We start from the raw sequence: 16,121 nt of genomic DNA on the forward strand, positions 1-16,121 counted from the left end.
TTCAACGAACTTATTATTAACTTGCTACCGTTATTTTAAACAAGCCTTTTCTTATCGGGTTTATTAAGATTATTCATTAGCCTATGCCTACTTTCCGTATTGCAGTCCTGGATTTGTACAATAACACCCGCAATGAAGGGATGCGTTGTATCTACCAGCTTTTACGCCGCACTGAAGCCGCTCACCACGTAACATTTGCGGTCGACACGTTTAATGTCCGGGCCGAAAACCAGGTTCCGGGCCTTGACTACGACATCTACATTTCGAGCGGCGGGCCTGGCAGTCCCCTTCCTTCTACCGAAGCTTGGGAGCCTCTTTATTTTCAGTTTATTGACTCACTGCTGTCTTATAACCAGACAGCTGAGCGTAAAAAGCACTTACTTCTGATTTGCCACTCGTTTCAGCTCATAAGCCGGCACCTAGGGCTGGGCGAGGTGAGCAAGCGCAAGTCTACTTCCTTTGGCGTGTTGCCAGTGCACCTTACGCCAGCCGGCGAGGCCGACCCGGTATTTGACCAGTTGCCCGAGCCCTTCTATGCCGTCGATTCGCGTGATTATCAGCTTACTGATGTTGACGCTGACCGCCTGGCCGAGTTAGGGGCTTCGGTGCTGTGCCTCGAGAAAGAGCGCCCCCACGTGCCCCTGGCGCGGGCTGTCATGGCCATCCGTTTTTCGCCTGAGGTGCTGGGCACCCAATTTCACCCCGAGGCCGATGGCGAAGGCATGCTACGCTATATGCTCACCGATGAGCGTAAGCAGCAGGTAATCACGGCCTATGGCGAAGATAAATACGACGACATGGTGCGCCTACTAGCCGACCCCAATGCCATCGAGCGGACCGAAAACGTAATTATTCCGAACTTTTTGCGCCGGGCGCTGGCGCAGCTTGGCGAGTTGGCACTAGCCTAGGTCCCTTCTGCTATGCTGATTGCCAAGCTCTCTTAAGTCCATTTACTGGCGCGAACTTGACCGTTCGCGCCATTTTTTTGCTCGTCATTTCTTCCCCTTATGATTCCTGCCGCCCGCCACCTCTTCAACGCCGCTTTCACCCCCGAGAAATATCAGGAAATGCTGGCCGACATCGACCTGCAGCTACCGGGCCAATTGGACTTTCGCGTCGCTGAAACCCCGGTTTTCGTGCCGGCAGGCTTACGCGACAAACTCATTCGGGCGGGGCAGGATATCATCAATGTCATTCAGCAGCCCGATTTCAAGCAGCTCACCGAGCAGGCCATTCCGCCCCACCAGCGCGTGCCGCACGAAGATGAGCACGCTGAATTTTTAACGTTTGACTTCGCAGTGTGCCGGGGTACCGATGGCGAGCTAGAGCCGCAGCTTATTGAAATGCAAGGTTTTCCATCACTCTACGCCTTTCAGTCGTGGCTGCCTTTCATATTTCGCAAGCACTACCCTATTCCCGACTCGGTGACGCCATTTTTGGAAGTGCCAGATGCGGAGGCCTACCACGCCGAAATGCGCAAGCTGATACTGGGCAACGAGCAGCCGGAAAATGTCATTCTACTGGAGTTGTTTCCGAAGCTGCAGAAGACTCGGATAGATTTTATGCTCTCCAAGCAGTTCTGGGGCATCGAGGCCATATCGCTACCCGACGTGCGGAAGCGTGGTCGACACTTATTCTATGAGAAAAACGGCCGAGAAATCTTAATTAAGCGCATCTACAACCGCATCATCTTCGATGAACTGGTGCGCTACCCCGACCTGCACCCCGAGTTCAATCTCACCGACGATGACGTGGATGTAGAATGGGTGGGCCACCCAAACTGGTTTTTTCGCATCAGCAAGTACACGCTGCCGCTCATCAAAAGTGACTTTGCGCCGGCTAGCTACTACCTACACGAGCTGACAGAATACCCAGCCGACCTAGAGAACTACGTGCTCAAGCCCCTGTTCTCGTTTGCGGGCGCGGGTGTGCGGCTGCACGTGACGGCGGCCGACCTCGACGCGCTGCCCGACAAGCAGAATTACTTGCTGCAGCGCAAAGTGCAGTACGAGCCCGTGGTGCAATCGCCCGACGGCTTGGTCAAGTGCGAGATTCGCTTGCTTTATAGCTGGCCCAAAGATGAAACGAAGCCGCTACTACTCACGGGCTTGGCTCGTCTGAGCCGCGGCGAGATGATAGGCGTGGACTTCAATAAAAATAAGGACTGGGTTGGCGGCACCACCCCTTTGTTTGAGAAATAAGCTCGCTCTACTATTTTCTGAGCTTATAGGGCTAGCAACTATACCGATTAGCGCTGCGTATTGCCGAGCCAACGCTTCCCCTTTTGCCTCTCCTTATGTCGACCCTCACCGAACGCGGCCTCGAAATCTCCAAAAACGCTCTCTTTTCTAAATTCCTCGGTCGCAGCTCCAAGCTGCTCAGCAAGCCTTTTAAAGCTGTTCTCGTACTGAACGAAGTAGCTGATAAGCTGGCCGATAAGCATAGCAAGGAAAACAAATTCACGCAGCTGTTTCACACGGCTCACACCCTAGTGCGGCTCGTGCGTAGCTACGTCAGCGGCGAGTATCGCCAAATTCATACTACCACCATCGCGTCGGGCCTAGGGGTCCTGCTGTATGTGCTTTCACCCATCGACCTTGTGCCTGATTTTATTCCGGTGCTAGGGTTTCTTGATGACCTAAGCTTGATAAGCTGGTTTATCGGGAAGTTCCACGTGGAAATTACCCGCTTTCAAGAGTGGGAGCAGTCGGCCAGCGCAGCCCTGACGCCCACCCCGGCCCAAGGCGACCGCTCGCTGCCAGCCGTAGCTGAGCTAGGTCACTCCTAGGTCTTCCATTTCAAGAAAAAGCCCGTTAGCCTTGATAGTCAGCTATCAGAGCTAACGGGCTTTTTATTTACTTACAGTTGGCCGCAGGGCATAGATGCGCTCTATAATCTCGACTACTTTCAAACCATCGTGGGCGTTGGTGGTAGTCTGAGCGCCCGCTTGCACGGCTTGCACTACGTCGTCAATCACGTGGCTATGGTTGGCCGCCGAGCCTTGGTAGGCTCCGTAGTCGTTGGCGGCGTTAGTGGCGGGTAGCGTTGGCAGCTCGTAACCTTGCACGTGGCAGTAGTCGACTTTGTCTAGGTACTGCCCACCAATTTTGAGCGAGCCGCGCGCGGCCACCACCGTCAGGGAGCTTTCGAGGTTGCGGTCCCACACGGCTGTGCTGTAGCTAAGCGTGCCGCTGCCGCCGCGCACCAGGTCGAAGGTAACCACCCCACTGTCTTCAAAATCGGTAACAGATTGATGCGCAAAGTCCTGGAAGCGGGCGCTGATATTAGTGATATCCCCGAATACCCAGTGTAGTAAGTCTACGAAGTGGCTAAATTGCGTAAACAGCGTGCCGCCATCCAGCGCCTGAGTACCCCGCCAGCCGCCCGGCTGGTAGTACCGGGCATCGCGGTTCCAGAAGCAAGTGAGCTGCACCAGAAAAACCGGACCTAGGCGGCCGCTTTCGTAGAGCTGCTTGAGCCAGGCCGCGGGCGGCGAGTAGCGGTTTTGCATCACCCCAAACACCAGTTTGTTGGCTTGCTGCGCCGTTTGCAGCACCAATTCGGCGTCGGTGGTGCGCAGGGCCAAGGGTTTTTCAATCACGACGTGCAAGCCGTGGCTTAACCCAGCCACGGCCTGGCTGGCGTGCAAGCCATTAGGCGTAGCAATGGTAAGCACATCAGCCTCGATTTCTTGCGCCAGACATGCTTCTAAGGATGTAAAGAAGGGCACCCCCGGAAACGTGGCGGCCAGTGCGGGCCGTAGCTCTTCCCGCACATCGACCAGGGCCACAAGTTGCGCCTCGGGGTGGCGGGCTACCAGCGTGGCGTGGCGGTGACCAATATGGCCAATTCCACAAATAACGAAGCGAACCTTAGCCGTCGAATGAGTCACGCGCAAATATCAAACTGCGAAGAAAGCACGCGTGCTTTCTATTATGTAGTCGAGCTGCGCGTTCGTCAGCCCCGGGTGCAGCGGCAGCGATAGCACCTGCTGGCACAGCTGCTCGGCTACCGGAAACTGCCCTGCCCCGTACCCTAGGTAGGCGTAAGCTGGCTGCTGATGCACAGGGCGTGGGTAGTAAATAGCGGTCGGCACGCCGTGCTGCGCCAAGTGTTGCCGCAGTGCCTCGCGGCGGCCATCTCCTTCTATACGAAGCGTATACTGGTGAAAAACGTGGCTGCTGCGTGGGTCGCGCACCGGAATATGCAGGCCGGGCACGTTGGCCAGCCCGGCATCATAGCGGGCACCTAGGGCTTGGCGGGCGGCTTGCGCGGCCGGCAGATGCCGCAGCTTTACGCGCAGCAGGGCCGCTTGCAGCGTGTCGAGGCGCGAGTTGAGGCCAATATGCTGGTGGTGGTATTTCTGGGTTTGGCCGTGGTTGGCTAGCTGCCGCAGCAAGCTGGCGCGGGCGACATCGCGGGTAAAGAGCGCGCCGCCATCGCCAAGGCAACCTAGGTTTTTGCTCGGGAAGAAAGAGGTGGTGCTAACCTCCCCTACTGTACCAGCATAAGCCACCTCGCCGCTGGCAAAAGTAAAAGTCGAACCTAGGGCTTGGGCATTGTCCTCTATCAAAGACACCCCAGCGGCCGAGCATATATCTATTAAATCTTCTAAATCAGCACATTGCCCAAACAAATGTACTATTAGCACAACCCTAGTCTGCGGCGTGAGTGCCTCGCGCACCGCGGCTGGGTCGAGCATGAAGGTATCGGGCCGCACATCGGCCAGTACGGGGCGCAGCCCCAACAGCGCCACCGCCTCCAGCGTGGCGATGTAGGTGAAAGCTGGCACAATAACCTCGGCCCCCGGTGGCAGCCCTAGGCTAAGCAGTGCAAGGGTAAGGGCGTCGGTACCATTGGCGCAGGGCACCACGTGCGCCCCGCCCAGCCAATTCCCTAGCTCGCCCGCAAATGCCTGCACTGCTGGCCCTTGGATAAAGACTGCGTCCTGCACGGTGGCTTGCCAGGCAGCATCCAACTCCGCTTGGTAAGACGCGTGTTCGGCCGCAAGGTCGAGTAGCGAAATCGGAGCGGGTGGCAACAAAATGGTAAGTAAAAAGAGTAGACGCGGCCAAAGATACTGGCCGGTTAGCGGCCCGCTCCTTCTCGCAAGAACCAAAGTAACTTGAGCGCATCCAGCACTTTTAAGGAAGGTCTCGTGCTAAGCAGATTACGCCGCAATAGCGGCTCGCCCAGTGCTAGGACTGCCTGCAGGCCAGCGGCCAATTGGGCCCGCTGCAGGCGTCGAGCCATCTGGACCAACCTACTAGTCGCGCCTAGATTATTCTCGCGCAGCAGCTGCGCGAGGTTGCGCACAGCCTGCTCCGATTTTTCGAGGAAAGCAGCGGCTGTTTCTAAGCCAGCGTGCACAATGGGGTTATCTAGGTGGCAGAGTGGCACGCCGGCCGCCGCAAGCTGCCAGCCTAGCTTCGTGTCCTCGTGGCCGTAGCCGCGGAGGCGTTCGTCAAGCGGAAAATGCTGCAACAGTACCTTATGAATCAGCAAGTTATTTACCAATAACTGGTCGTAAGCCGCAGCTTGGCGCTGCGCTAGGGACCGAGCTTCGCGTTGCTGGCCGTACAGCCACCGCAGCAGCAAAGCAGGCTCAGTTGGCACCTGGTCGGCGTAGCGTACTCCTCCGGCCACTACGGGTGCTTGGCTGCTGGCCGCGGCATAGCGCGCCAGGTAGTGGCTGGCTGGCACTTGGCTCGTGTTGTCGAGCAGCAATACCCATTCGTGTATAGCACTAGCTACGAGTTGATTGCGCACAGCCGCGCGGCCTACGTTGGTGGCTAACTCTTGGTACACTACCCTAGGAAGCGCTGCTAGCAGTCGGTTTGCGGCGCGGTATACTTCCCCCGAGCCATCATCAAGTAGCCTGATTTCGGCGGGGCCCGGCCAATCGGGCAGCTGCGCTAGTAGCGCGTGCACCAGTTCTGATACGTCACGATTAAAAATCGGAATCAGAATGGATAAGCCAGCCATGCGCAAACGCCGCGAAGCGCTATTTCCGGCCTGAGTCTAACAACTGCCCGCCTTGGCATGTGAGCACGCGGTGCGGAAACCTATCGATTAGCTGGAAGTTGTGCGTAGCCATGAGCACGGCGGTGCCCGCGTGGTTTATCTCCGTAAAGAGCTCCATGATACCATCGGCCACTTCGGGGTCTAGGTTGCCGGTGGGCTCGTCGGCCAGCAGCAGCAACGGCTCGTTGAGCAGGGCACGGGCAATCACCACGCGCTGCTGCTCGCCCCCCGAAAGGCGGTGCGGCATTCGGTTGCCCACCCCGCTCAGGCCCACTTGCGTGAGCACTTCCTGAATGCGCTGCTGCTTGCGCGCCTTACCGCGCCAGCCGGTGGCGTTCAGCACGAACAACAAGTTCTCGCCGACGGTGCGGTCGGACAGCAACTGAAAGTCTTGAAACACAATGCCTAGCTTGCGGCGCAGGTAAGGCACTTTGCCCGCGGGTAGCTTGGCTAAGTTATACCCAGCAACCTCGCCATTTCCCACCAGCAGCGGCAGGTCGGCATACAAGGTTTTGAGCAGCGACGACTTGCCCGAGCCCGTGCGCCCCACTAGGTAAGCAAACTCGCCCTTGGCCAGCGCAAACTTGACGCCCGCCAGCACGGCGCGCTCCTCCTGGGTCACGGTCGCATCGCGCAGCTCTAGAATCGGCTCGGTCATAGTTTTTTAGAGTTCGAGCTTACGCAGCTTGCCAAATTCCAGCTCCGAGATGATAGCTGCCAGCGGCACCTCCTGGCCTTCAAGGCCGTAGCGGTGCAGGTCTTTTAGCGGACGGTCGGCCCGGAAATAAGCAATCAGCACAAACTGCTCGTCGCGCAGCTGGATATAATCCGGAATTTTGGCCTTGCCTTTTACTTTGATGATATACACGCTTTACTAATTAAAAGTACTGTCATCGCGAGGAGGAACGACGAAGTAATCCTTCCTGATATGCTAGCTAACGTCCGCTAAGCTAAAAGGAAAGATGGCTTCGTCGTTCCTCCTCGCAATGACAGACTATTTTTAAGCGTTTACTTTCTTGTGGTCGGCTAGAAAGGTAGCCAACCCTTTGTCCGTCAGCGGGTGGTTGAGCAGCCCGGTGATAACGTTGAGCGGGCAGGTCACGACATCGGCCCCTAGCTCGGCGCACTGAATGAGGTGCGGCACGTGGCGCACGCTAGCGGCCAGCACTTCGGTGGCGAGGCCGTAGTTGGCAAAAATCTCGATAATCTGCCCAATCAGGGCAATGCCGTCGGCGCCGATATCATCGAGGCGGCCCACGAAGGGCGACACGTATGTAGCGCCCGCTTTGGCAGCCAGCAGCGCCTGCCCCGCTGAGAAGATGAGCGTGCAGTTGGTACGGATACCTTTGTCGCTGAAGTATTTGATGGCTTTTACGCCATCTTTAATCATCGGCACTTTCACCACGATGTTGGGGTGCAGGTCGGCCAGGGCCTCACCCTCCCGGATGATGCCTTCAAAGTCGGTGGCAATCACTTCGGCCGATACGTCGCCGTCCACGATGTCGCAGATGGCTTGGTAGTGTGCCATCACGGCATCGGTGCCCCGGATGCCTTCCTTGGCCATCAGCGAAGGATTGGTAGTAACACCGTCGAGCACGCCTAGGTCTACGGCTTCTTGAATCTCGGCTAGGTTGGCCGTATCGATGAAAAACTTCATTTGTAGAGTGTTAGCTATTACCTGCTGGCTACTAGCCTTTTTGTAAAGAACCTGGTCGTGGCTTTAGCCATTTTGCCAAAAACAAAACCGGCCCAAAGCTACGCGCCGACTGCCCAAAATCGGCAGGCAAACGCGGCTCTGGGCCGGTCGGAAAAGACAAAAAAAAGCGAGCCAAAATCGCACCGCTCAACCACCTACCCTTGCTGCCTTCCGGCCCTGGGGGAGTTCAGCAGGAGCTGATCGTTCTGACTCGCCGGTGCAAAGGTACAACCATCTGGCGCAGATTCGTGCACTTTTTCCTTTTTTAAGGCCGTTGAGCGGCGTTAGCTGACCTAATGCACAGATTGTCGGGCAGAAATAGTTAGCAGGCCTTTGCAAGCAGCGGCGGCAATTCGGCACCTAGGGCTACCGGGCGGCCCTTCTGGGCCCTACCTTTGTGCCCCATGCAGCAGATTCTAATTCTAGACTTCGGCTCGCAATACACGCAGCTCATTGCCCGGCGCATTCGCGAGTTGCATGTTTTTTGCGAGATTCACCCCTATACTCACGCCCCTCAGCTGGCCGCGCGCATCAGTGCCGGCGACGACAGCTTGCGGGGCGTTATTCTTTCGGGCTCGCCCTGCTCGGTGCGCGATGCCGACTCGCCCAACCCCGACCTAAGCGGCATTCTAGGTAAAGTGCCCTTGCTGGGTATCTGCTACGGCGCCCAATTGCTGGCGCAGCAGGGCGGCGGCGAGGTACTGCCGGCTACCATTCGGGAGTATGGCCGGGCGCGGCTGACGTCTCTCGAAGAGGCCTCGCCCCTGCTCACTGGCCTGCACCTCGATACGCAAGTTTGGATGTCGCACGGCGACACCATCAAGACCCTGCCGGCCGAGTATAATATCATTGCCAGCACGCCCGAGGTGGCGGTGGCGGCCTACCAGCTACCCGGCCAGGATACCTACGGCATCCAGTTTCACCCCGAGGTAACGCACTCGACCGAAGGCAAGCAATTGCTGGCCAACTTCGTAGTCAACATCTGCGGCTGCGACCAGAGCTGGACCCCCGAGCACTTTGTAGACTCAATGGTAACGGCCCTGCAAAACACCGTCGGCCCCGATGACCAGGTCATCCTAGGTCTGTCGGGCGGCGTAGACAGCAGCGTAGCGGCGCTGCTGCTGCACCGCGCCATTGGGCCGCGCCTGCACGGCATCTTTGTCGACAACGGCCTGCTGCGGCAAGATGAATTTGCTTCAGTACTAAAGGCTTACGAAGGCCTAGGCCTGAACGTAACCGGCGTGAATGCCGCATCCGAATTCTACGCCGCACTAGCCGGCCTCACCGACCCCGAGCAGAAGCGCAAGGCCATCGGCCGCACCTTCGTGGAAGTGTTTGACCGCGAGGCGCAGAAAGTAGAGGGCGCACGCTGGCTGGCCCAGGGCACCATTTACCCCGACGTAATTGAGTCGGTATCAGTGCACGGCGGCCCGGCCGTGACTATCAAGAGCCACCACAACGTGGGCGGCCTGCCCGAGAAGATGAACCTCAAAATCGTGGAGCCGCTGCGCATGCTCTTCAAGGATGAGGTGCGCGAGGTGGGCGCCACCCTAGGGCTGCCCGCCGACATTCTCAACCGCCACCCCTTCCCCGGGCCCGGCCTGGGCATCCGCATCCTCGGCGACATCACGCCCGAGAAGGTAGACCTGCTTCAGCGCGCCGATGGCGTGTTCATCAACCTCCTCAAAGAGCGCGGCCTTTACGACAAAACCTGGCAGGCCGGCGCCATGCTGCTGCCCATCCAGAGCGTGGGCGTGATGGGCGACGAGCGCACCTACGAGCGCGTGGTAGCCCTGCGCGCCGTGACTAGCGTGGATGGCATGACCGCCGACTGGGCACACCTGCCCTACGACTTCCTGGCCGAGGTGAGCAACAAGATTATCAACCAGGTACGCGGCATCAACCGCGTGGTGTACGATATCAGCAGCAAGCCGCCCGCGACGATTGAGTGGGAATAAATCGCAGATTATAGCGGATTTAACGGATTGCGCAGATACGCCTGCCTTCGGCAGGCTGACTAAGCAAGGTAGAAATAAAAAAGGTCGCCTTAGGCGGCCTTTTTTTGTATTTATATAGAATATAGAAGTCAAGTACCTCATCTCATTTGCTTAGTTAGCCTGCCGGAGGCAGGCGTATCTGCGCAATCCGTTAAATCCGCTATAATCTGCGATTCTATGCGTTGGCACTGCCTCCAACATTTACCCGACGAAGGCCCTGGCTACGCCGCCGAGTGGCTGGCGGCGCACGGCCATACGCTCCGCTTTACTCGGCTATTTGAGCCTAATCCCGTTTTTCCGGACCTAGCCGATTTTGACGGACTACTCATTTTAGGTGGGGCGATGAGCGTGCACGACGAAGCGCGTTTTCCGTGGTTGGTCGAGGAAAAAGCTTTCTTGCGCGAAACGCTGCGCGCTGGCAAAATCACGTTGGCTATCTGCCTGGGGGCGCAACTAGTGGCACAGGCCCTAGGTGGCGAGGTGCGGCCCAACTCCGAGCCAGAAATTGGCTACTGGACCGTGCGCTTCTCGGCCAAGGCCCTCACTCACCCGCTGTTGCGCGGCTGGCCCGATAAAGCCACCGTGCTGCACTGGCACTTCGACACGTTCACGGTGCCGCCGGGCGCGCTACGCGTGGGCATGTCGGCTGGGTGCGCAGCCCAGGGCTTTGTATGGGGCGATGGCATCATTGGCCTCCAGTTTCACCCCGAGATGACGGAGGCGATGGTGGAACAGTTGATGGCTTTTGAAGGCCACGAAGCGGCCGAAGAACAAGAATTTGTACAGACCGCGGCCCAGATTCGCAGCAAGCTAAAATCGGGCTGGAAGGGACGGAAACTGCTGGAGACGCTACTGGAAAATATGGTGGCTCTGCATGAGAGCGAAGTCGATTTTTAAGTAAACACCTACCGTCCTGCTGAGCTTGCCGGAGCATCTCTACTGCACCGTTGAAAGAAGCGGTAGAGATGCTTCGGCAAGCTCAGCAGGACGGTAGGTGTTTTTGAAGCTACTCCTCAAAATCCTTTTGGCAGCTCAATCCCCTTAATAGTCTTGTACAAACTCAGCGCGTGCTGGTCGGTCATACCGGCCACGTAGTCGGTAAGCAAGAGAATTTGCTCATAGGCCGAGGCGCCGGCCTGTGGGCCGATGGCGCGGTACTGAGCAGGCAGCAGGTCGAGCAGCTTACGCGAGCGGTGGTTTTCTTTCTTGTCGAAGATGGCGCACAGAAAGGCATCAAGCAGGCCGCCGAGCACCTCAAAGCCCGCCGCCTCGATTTCGAGCACCGGGCGCGAGCGGTAGAGCTTGGCAATGCTGAGGCGCTGAATCTCTTGCAGATACTCGTAGCCGCTCAGCTCTTTTACCAGCGGGGCATCGTAGGTGCCACCTAGGATGGCGGGCGCGTGCTGGGCAAAGCGGGTGGCGGTTTCATCGACTAGCTGGCCGATGAGCGTGGCACGCAGGTAGCCCAGTTCCTCCTGCCAGTCGCGCCAGTGCAGGCCACTGCTGCCGCTGCCTTTAGGGCGGGCGTTGGGCGCGGCGGCGCGCAGCTCGCGCAGGAGCTCTAGGCCGCGCTCGTGGTCGATGAGCCCCAGCTTGAGGCCGTCCTCAAAGTCGATGATGCGGTAGCAGATGTCATCGGCTGCCTCCACCAGGAAGGCCAGCGGGTGGCGGTGGTAGAAGCCGGCCGCCGCGTCTTTGGGCCGCAAACCCAGCTCTTCGGCCACGAGCTTGAAATGCGGGTTTTCGGCCTGAAAATGACCGTACTTCTTCTCACTGGCGCCGCCTTGCTTCTTCTCGGCCTCGACCACCGAGGGGCGCGGGTACTTGGTAAACGCGCCTAGGGTAGCATACGTGAGCCCCAGCCCGGCCGAGCCGTTGGTGAGCGCCGGGTACGTGTGCGTGAGGATGCGGAAGCCCGCCGCGTTGCCCTCAAAATGCTGCAAGTCACTTTGTTCGGCGGTGCTGAGGCCGGTGATGAAGCGCTCGGCCGCCCGGCTGGCGAAGTAAGCCGAAATAGCATCCTCGCCCGAGTGGCCGAAGGGCGGGTTGCCGATGTCGTGGGCCAGGCAGGCCGAGGCCACAATATCACCGCAGTCTTGGGCAAAGTCGGGCAGCTCATTGGCGAGGCCCGGGTCGCTTTCGAGCACACGGCGGGCCGAAAGGCGACCTAGGGAGCGACCCACGCAGGCCGTTTCGAGCGAGTGCGTGAGGCGGGTGTGCACAAAGTCAGTTTCGGGCAGCGGCATCACCTGCGTTTTGCGCTGCAAGCGCCGGAAGGCCGACGAGAATACTACGCGGTCGTAATCAGCGAGGTAGGGCGAGCGGCCGGGCATAGGCACCTCGGCGGGGCGGTCGGGGTAGCGGCGGGTAGAAAGAAGCTGGGGCCAGGTCGTTGACATCTACTAGGTGCCACTTAATAGTTAATCAGGTAGCAATTGGCAAAGAAAGGTCATGCTGAGCATAGCGAAGCATCTCGCGTGGCGCAGTACTCAATGACCCTTGCAGACGTCAGCATGCGAGATGCTTCGCTGCGCGCTGCATGACTTTTATTTGTCCCCTGCCTCACCTCTCACCTTCTGCAATGAAGCACCGCTTACCGCTAGTATTTGCCCTGCTCAAAATCGTCTCGGGCCTGCTGCTGGCGGGCTACGGTACCTACGAGCTGCAGCGCGACGAATACTTGTACCTCGACTACGGCCGTCACCTGGCCTGGGGCTACATCGAGGTGCCGCCCCTCACGGCCCTGCAGAGCTGGGTGACGCTGGCACTAGGCGGAGGCTTTTTCTGGGTGAAAGCCTGGCCATTGCTATGGGGTGCGCTCACCATTTACGTGGTGGTGCGGCTGGCGCAACGGCTGGGCGGCGGGCCGTGGGCGCAGGCGCTGGCAGGCGTGTGCTACCTCACCACCGCCTACGGCCGGGTAAATCTGCTGTTTCAGCCCAACGCTTTTGAGATATTTAGCTTTACCCTAGCTACTTACTTACTGGTGCGGCACGCGCATCCCGACGGCCGGCCCCGGCACCTCTATGCCCTAGGTGTCGTGCTGGGGCTAGGCGTGCTCAATAAGTACACCACGTTCTTCTTTGGGGCGGCCGTGCTAGGGGCGCTGTTGCTCACGGCGCCGCGCACGCTCGGGCGACGGCCCATTTGGCTGGCGGTGGGGCTAGCGCTGCTGGTGGCGGCCCCCACCCTGCTGTGGCAGATGGCGCACGGCCTGCCCTTCCGGCACCACATGGCGCTGCTGCACGACCAGCAGCTGGTAAACGTGACGCCAAGTAATTTCTGGAAAGAGCAGGTGTTCATGAACCTACCGGCGCTACTGGTGTGGGTGCCGGGGCTGTGGGCCGCCTTGCGCGGCCGGCCCGCGCCAGCGGCCCGTGCGGCCGGGCTGGTGTACCTAGGCGGCATGCTGATTCTGAATATCTTGCACGGCAAAGCCTACTACGGCCTAGGTTACTACCCGGCGCTATTTGCGGTGGGCGCGGTGTGGTGGCAGGCGCGGCTGGCGGCACGGCCCCGGCTGCGGGTAGCCCTGCTGGGCCTCCCGTTGGTGCTGCTGGTGCCGCTGGCGTTTCTTATTTATCCGCTGCTGCCGCCGCCTCGTATGGCGCGCCTCGGCCAAACTCCCACTTTTCAAAAGTTGGGTATCAACCGCTGGGAAGATGGCCAAGTGCACGCACTGCCTCAGGACTTTGCCGATATGCTGGGTTGGCGCGAGCTGGCCGATAAAACCTTGCAGGCCTACCAGGCCCTGCCCGACTCAACCCGTGCCCGCACTCTCATCAAGTGTGACGACTACGGCCAGGCGGGAGCCATCAACTACTACAACCGCGGCCGCGCCATGCCCGCCGCCACCAGCTTCAATGGCAGCTATTTGCACTGGTTTCCGGCGCAGCCGCCGCGCCCTTGGCGGCACCTGCTGCTAGTGGGCGAAGGTCATCCCGAAGAGCTAGTACCTTATTTCCAAAGCCTGCGCAAGGTGGGCGAAATAACCCACCCCTACGCCCGCGAGCGTGGCGAAACCATCTACCTAGGCACCGGCCCCAGCCCAGCACTGCTGGCCCGCGTGCAGGCCGAGCGGCGGCAAGAATTGGCAGCTTGGGAAGGCGGGCTAGGACGCTAGGTAATACCACGCGAACAGCGTCGCAGCAAGAGTGGCCAGCTTCACGCATCGCTACTAGCAACCCTATTTATTAGAGCTAGGGCAGTCGCAAGCGCATCTACGGCAACATTTTAATTGGCTGCCTTGGTAAGGCAGCCAGCTAGGCTGATAAAAAAGCAGTAAGTGGCGCGGAGTACGTCAGCGTGAGCTGATGCATAGCCCGGGTGCACGCCACGTAGAGCATACCCTTGTCTATTTCTGTCTTGTAAGTAGCGACGGAGGCAAAGGGCACCATAACCTCGTCAAATTCGAGGCCCTTTGCCAAATAGGCAGTGGTGATGACAACGCCTTCTTTAAAAGTAGTGGACTCGGCCGTGAGCAACTGCACACCAAGGCCTTGCAACGCCTGATGCACCTGGGCAGCTTGCCGCAGGGTCTTGCACAGGATGCCCAGCGACTGCTTACCGCCTTGCTGGAAAGCCGCGACCCGCTGCTGCACTACTTGTAGCTCCTCGTCGGGGCTAGCGCAGCGCAGCACCTCGGGCGCTGGTCCATGTCTTTCCAAGGCAATGAGGTCGGGATTAGGGATGATGCGCTGCGCGAAGGCGGTGATTTCAAAGCTAGAGCGGTAGCTGCGGTGCAGCTGCACCACATCTGCCTGCGGGAAGACGCGCGCAATGGTCTCGGCCGCCGAAGCGCCGTAGGGGTTAATCGTCTGGTTTATATCCCCTAGGATGGTTTTGCGGCACGTAAACAGGCGCGATAGCACGGCGTAGTGCACCGGGGTATAGTCCTGCATTTCGTCTATCACCAAGTGCTTTACGTGCTCGTAGGCGCTAAAACCTTCCAGGCGCAGGCGCAGGTAGATAAGCGCAAAAACGTCGGCGTATTCCAGGCGCCCGCCCGGCTCGACCCGGCAGAGCTCGGGCCGACCTAGCCAGCGATAAAAATCACGGTACAGGTCCAGCACTTGCGTGAACTTGAACATGCGCGGAATGGCCTCGCCGATACGGGCTTTTTCGTGCCCGCCCAGCTTGTGCTGGGTGGCATCGCGCACGTAGGTGCGCACATCCTGGGCCACCTGCGGCAGGCGCTTGAAGAGCGGTAGCCGGTGGTAGGCCTTGAAGCGGCCCTGAATGAAGGCAAAGGGCACTGTCACTTTGCCCACCCGTAGCTCGCTGCCAGTAAAGTAATTATTCTCTACGTATAGCAAATACTGGTTTAGCTTATTCAGGAACTCGCTCGACGATTTGAACCGAATGCGCTCGATGAAGCCTGCATCAGGGTTTTCAAGCAAGGCCGATATCTGCTCGAAAAAGGATTGAAACGCGTACTTATTTTCAAGCAAGTCGGCCGCCAGCTCTTCCATGCCCAGCTCGGGAATGTGCTCCTCCCCTAGCTCGGGCAAGACGTTGGAGATGTAGTCAGCGAAGACTTTGTTAGGCGAAATGATGAGTACCTCTTTAGCCGAAATCGTTTCGCGGTAGCGATAGAGCAAAAACGCAATTCGATGTAGGGCAATGGAGGTTTTGCCCGAGCCAGCCACCCCCTGAATAACCATCACCGACGCCGTCTCATTGCGAATAACCGCGTTTTGATCACGCTGAATGGTGGCGACGATGTTCTTGAGTTTGTCGTCGGAGGACTTGGCCAGCTCGCGCTGCAACACGTCGTCGTGGATGTTGACGTCGTTTTCGAGCATATACTCCCATTGGCCGTCGCGAATCCGGTACTGTCGCTTCCGGTCGATGACGCCCTCGACCGAGCCGGCCGGCGTGGCGTAGGCGGCCGGCCCCAGCTCGTAGTCGTAGAACAGGGAGGAAATAGGCGCTCGCCAATCGTAAACCAGGCTGCGGCGCTGCTGCTCGTCCAGGAAGGAGTGCACGCCGATGTACACCGGCGCGGAGGCTTGGCCCTGCGCCTTAAAGTCGATGCGCCCGAAGTAAGGCGATTGCAATAGCTTGAATAGCCTGCGTTTGCGAACTACGGCGGCCTCGCCCGTAAAGGCCATGCGGTTAATCGACTGGTCGGCGGCCACTTTATCGGCGTCGTCTAGGCTCGACTGGTGCTCGTGCAGGTACTGCTTTTTCTGCCGGAGCTCATCGGCAAACTGTTTCACGGCGTCGTCGCCGCGCCTAATTGCCAGCGTCAGCTTCTCTTTGATTTCCGCTAAATAGGCTTTCTCTTCTTGCTCGGTTACGTTCAGCACGGGGTATATCTTAGCTACTAAACTACAAAGTTGCGCCTAAAAGGATGGCCGGGCGAAACTGCTGCACCAGCCGCCCGGCGACCTACCGGCCAG

The 16,121-nt window shown here is 58.7% G+C and carries 14 protein-coding genes and 1 other RNA gene; 6 read left to right on the forward strand and 9 right to left on the reverse strand.

Translation table 11 applies throughout. From position 1 onward, the window contains the following. Window positions 1-83 precede the first annotated feature (83 nt). The 3 genes from JAO77_RS15485 to JAO77_RS15495 all read left to right on the forward strand — a co-directional run bounded on the left by JAO77_RS15485 (window position 84) and on the right by JAO77_RS15495 (window position 2,788). Window positions 84-908: a type 1 glutamine amidotransferase gene (locus tag JAO77_RS15485; protein ID WP_198991284.1), complete on the forward strand. Its 825-nt coding sequence runs from the start codon at window positions 84-86 to the stop codon at window positions 906-908. Window positions 909-1,007: 99 nt separating this feature from the next. Further along, a complete protein-coding gene (locus tag JAO77_RS15490; RefSeq protein WP_198991285.1) occupies window positions 1,008-2,201 on the forward strand; it encodes a hypothetical protein in 1,194 nt (397 codons plus the stop codon). Between the two features lie 95 nt (window positions 2,202-2,296). Beyond that, the gene (locus JAO77_RS15495; protein WP_198991286.1) at window positions 2,297-2,788 is read left to right on the forward strand and encodes a YkvA family protein; all 492 of its coding nucleotides are present in this window, start codon (window positions 2,297-2,299) and stop codon (window positions 2,786-2,788) included. 63 nt (window positions 2,789-2,851) lie between these two features. Here JAO77_RS15495 and JAO77_RS15500 read toward each other — a convergent pair whose 3' ends face one another. From JAO77_RS15500 to ffs, 7 genes are all read right to left on the reverse strand, one after another. Beyond that, window positions 2,852-3,892 (reverse strand): Gfo/Idh/MocA family protein, encoded by a 1,041-nt coding sequence (locus tag JAO77_RS15500; RefSeq protein WP_370550225.1) that lies wholly within the window; start codon window positions 3,890-3,892, stop codon window positions 2,852-2,854. A gap of 9 nt (window positions 3,893-3,901) precedes the next feature. Continuing rightward, on the reverse strand, window positions 3,902-5,044 hold the full coding sequence (locus JAO77_RS15505; protein ID WP_235998454.1) for a DegT/DnrJ/EryC1/StrS family aminotransferase: 1,143 nt from the start codon (window positions 5,042-5,044) through the stop codon (window positions 3,902-3,904). A 44-nt stretch (window positions 5,045-5,088) separates the two neighbouring features. Next, window positions 5,089-5,985: a glycosyltransferase family 2 protein gene (locus tag JAO77_RS15510; protein ID WP_198991288.1), complete on the reverse strand. Its 897-nt coding sequence runs from the start codon at window positions 5,983-5,985 to the stop codon at window positions 5,089-5,091. Window positions 5,986-6,004: 19 nt separating this feature from the next. After that, window positions 6,005-6,682, reverse strand: a complete 678-nt coding sequence (locus tag JAO77_RS15515) for a cell division ATP-binding protein FtsE (RefSeq protein WP_198991289.1) — start codon at window positions 6,680-6,682, stop codon at window positions 6,005-6,007. 6 nt (window positions 6,683-6,688) lie between these two features. Next, the gene (locus tag JAO77_RS15520) at window positions 6,689-6,892 is read right to left on the reverse strand and encodes a fructose-6-phosphate aldolase (RefSeq protein ID WP_144844129.1); all 204 of its coding nucleotides are present in this window, start codon (window positions 6,890-6,892) and stop codon (window positions 6,689-6,691) included. Window positions 6,893-7,024: 132 nt separating this feature from the next. Continuing rightward, window positions 7,025-7,681: a fructose-6-phosphate aldolase gene (fsa, locus tag JAO77_RS15525; protein WP_198991290.1), complete on the reverse strand. Its 657-nt coding sequence runs from the start codon at window positions 7,679-7,681 to the stop codon at window positions 7,025-7,027. A 160-nt stretch (window positions 7,682-7,841) separates the two neighbouring features. Further along, window positions 7,842-7,938, reverse strand: an RNA gene (gene ffs / locus JAO77_RS15530) — signal recognition particle sRNA small type. A 186-nt stretch (window positions 7,939-8,124) separates the two neighbouring features. On the opposite strand from ffs, the gene guaA reads away from it, so the two are divergent. Next, window positions 8,125-9,678: a glutamine-hydrolyzing GMP synthase gene (gene guaA / locus JAO77_RS15535; protein WP_198991291.1), complete on the forward strand. Its 1,554-nt coding sequence runs from the start codon at window positions 8,125-8,127 to the stop codon at window positions 9,676-9,678. A 216-nt stretch (window positions 9,679-9,894) separates the two neighbouring features. Further along, entirely contained in the window at window positions 9,895-10,614 is a 720-nt protein-coding gene (locus JAO77_RS15540; RefSeq protein ID WP_198991292.1) for a type 1 glutamine amidotransferase, read from the forward strand. Window positions 10,615-10,730: 116 nt separating this feature from the next. Here JAO77_RS15540 and dgt read toward each other — a convergent pair whose 3' ends face one another. Further along, complete coding sequence (gene dgt / locus JAO77_RS15545; RefSeq protein ID WP_198991293.1) at window positions 10,731-12,116, reverse strand: dGTP triphosphohydrolase; 1,386 nt, start codon at window positions 12,114-12,116, stop codon at window positions 10,731-10,733. A gap of 182 nt (window positions 12,117-12,298) precedes the next feature. On the opposite strand from dgt, the gene JAO77_RS15550 reads away from it, so the two are divergent. After that, window positions 12,299-13,840 carry a glycosyltransferase family 39 protein gene (locus JAO77_RS15550; RefSeq protein ID WP_198991294.1) on the forward strand — a complete coding sequence of 514 codons (1,542 nt, stop codon included), beginning with the start codon at window positions 12,299-12,301 and terminating at the stop codon, window positions 13,838-13,840. Between the two features lie 139 nt (window positions 13,841-13,979). Here JAO77_RS15550 and JAO77_RS15555 read toward each other — a convergent pair whose 3' ends face one another. Further along, window positions 13,980-16,028, reverse strand: a complete 2,049-nt coding sequence (locus JAO77_RS15555; RefSeq protein ID WP_198991295.1) for a HelD family protein — start codon at window positions 16,026-16,028, stop codon at window positions 13,980-13,982. Window positions 16,029-16,121 lie beyond the last annotated feature (93 nt).

This window comes from Hymenobacter sp. BT559 (genome assembly GCF_016427535.1).
In the GTDB taxonomy this organism is placed as follows: Bacteria; Bacteroidota; Bacteroidia; order Cytophagales; family Hymenobacteraceae; genus Hymenobacter.

Bases quoted from the DNA above. Each gene is read 5' to 3' on its own strand.
- JAO77_RS15485 (WP_198991284.1), top strand. From the start codon at position 84: ATGCCTACTTTCCGTATTGCAGTCCTGGATTTGTACAATAACACCCGC.
- JAO77_RS15490 (WP_198991285.1), top strand. From the start codon at position 1,008: ATGATTCCTGCCGCCCGCCACCTCTTCAACGCCGCTTTCACCCCCGAG.
- JAO77_RS15495 (WP_198991286.1), top strand. From the start codon at position 2,297: ATGTCGACCCTCACCGAACGCGGCCTCGAAATCTCCAAAAACGCTCTC.
- JAO77_RS15510 (WP_198991288.1), bottom strand. From the start codon at position 5,985: ATGGCTGGCTTATCCATTCTGATTCCGATTTTTAATCGTGACGTATCA.
- JAO77_RS15515 (WP_198991289.1), bottom strand. From the start codon at position 6,682: ATGACCGAGCCGATTCTAGAGCTGCGCGATGCGACCGTGACCCAGGAG.
- fsa (WP_198991290.1), bottom strand. From the start codon at position 7,681: ATGAAGTTTTTCATCGATACGGCCAACCTAGCCGAGATTCAAGAAGCC.
- guaA (WP_198991291.1), top strand. From the start codon at position 8,125: ATGCAGCAGATTCTAATTCTAGACTTCGGCTCGCAATACACGCAGCTC.
- JAO77_RS15540 (WP_198991292.1), top strand. From the start codon at position 9,895: ATGCGTTGGCACTGCCTCCAACATTTACCCGACGAAGGCCCTGGCTAC.
- dgt (WP_198991293.1), bottom strand. From the start codon at position 12,116: ATGTCAACGACCTGGCCCCAGCTTCTTTCTACCCGCCGCTACCCCGAC.
- JAO77_RS15550 (WP_198991294.1), top strand. From the start codon at position 12,299: ATGAAGCACCGCTTACCGCTAGTATTTGCCCTGCTCAAAATCGTCTCG.